This is a genomic window from Peristeroidobacter agariperforans, assembly GCF_004138335.1.
Classification (GTDB): Bacteria; Pseudomonadota; Gammaproteobacteria; order Steroidobacterales; family Steroidobacteraceae; genus Steroidobacter; species Steroidobacter agariperforans.
Window position 1 is genome coordinate 1 of the sequence record NZ_RYFW01000016.1, and the last position, 1,250, is coordinate 1,250.

1 protein-coding gene is annotated in these 1,250 nt (G+C 60.2%); it reads left to right on the plus strand.

Features of this window, described 5'->3' with window-relative positions; translation table 11 throughout:
• Positions 1–66: 66 nt before the first annotated feature.
• Positions 67–1,220, plus strand: a protein-coding gene (locus EK373_RS32945; protein ID WP_407676239.1) for an IS3 family transposase whose coding sequence is annotated in 2 segments (ribosomal slippage) — positions 67–313 and positions 313–1,220 — 1,155 coding nt in all. Because the reading frame shifts where the segments join, the coding sequence is not laid out codon by codon here.
• Positions 1,221–1,250: the final 30 nt, after the last annotated feature.

The following is a 1,250-nucleotide window of genomic DNA, read 5'->3' on the forward strand; positions in this document are numbered from 1 at the left end:
ATGATCCTGCCCCGGTTTAGCGGACACCCGGATAAGCGAGTTAATATCGCTATCTGAGGGTGAGAGATGAAAGGCAAGAAGATCGAGAAGCAGGTCCGGAAGCAGTATAGCCCGGAGTTCAAGAAGGAGGCGTTGCTGCGAGCTGAGCGCGAAGGCGCGGCGGTTGCGGCGAAGGATCTGGGATTGAATGTGAGCCAGCTGTACAGCTGGCGAGCGAAGGATCGAGCCAGCGGCCAGGTGAGCGAGGAGCAGCGCCTGACGCAGTCGGAGAACGCTCGGCTGAAGCGCGAACTGGCGCGGCTGGAAGAGGAAAACGCGTTTCTAAAAAAAGTCTCGGCGTACTTCGCGAAGACCCCGAAATGAGGTACGCCATGATCAAAACGCATGAGGGAAAGTTTGCGACCCGCCTGATGTGCCGCGTGCTGCAGGTGTCCTCGAGCGGTTACTACGACTGGCGTCGCCGTAGTCCAGGCGCCAGAGCGCGGGCACGTGCCGCGCTGGACGAGCAAGTGAAGGATGCGTTTCTCGCGGAGAAGTGTCGGGCTGGAGCGCCCCGTCTGACGCGCCGATTGAAGGCCCGAGGACGCGGCGCCGGTCATAACCAGATCGCAGACAGTCTTCGTCGCCAGGGGCTGCGGGCCCGTGGGGCGCGTAAGTTCAAGGCGACGACCAACTCCAATCATCGCCTACCCGTCGCGCCCAATCTGCTGCAGCAGGATTTCAGTGCTCAGCGGCCGAACGAGAAATGGGTGAGCGATATCACCTATGTGGCGACCGATGAGGGCTGGCTATACGTCGCCGTCGTGCTGGATCTGTACTCACGCCTAGTGGTGGGCTGGGCGATGTCCGATCGAATGAGCGCGACGCTGACGTGCGATGCGTTGCGCATGGCTCTGTTCAGGCGTCATCGTCCGCGCGGTGTCATCGTGCATTCGGATCGAGGCAGCCAATACTGCTCACGCGAATATCGACAGCTCCTGAAGCACAACGGATTGATCTGTAGCATGAGCGCTCGAGGCGACTGCTACGACAACGCCGCGATGGAGAGCTGGAATCACAGCTTGAAGGTTGAGGCTGTCCATGGCGAGCGGTTCGTGACGCGCGCACAGGCGAAGTCACAACTGTTTGAATACATCGAGATCTACTACAATCGGCAGCGGCTTCACTCCTCGCTGGGCTATCTCAGCCCGGCAGAGTTCGAGCTGCCACGGGTCGCTTAGACGAGTGTCCGATTTTCCGGGGCAAGATCA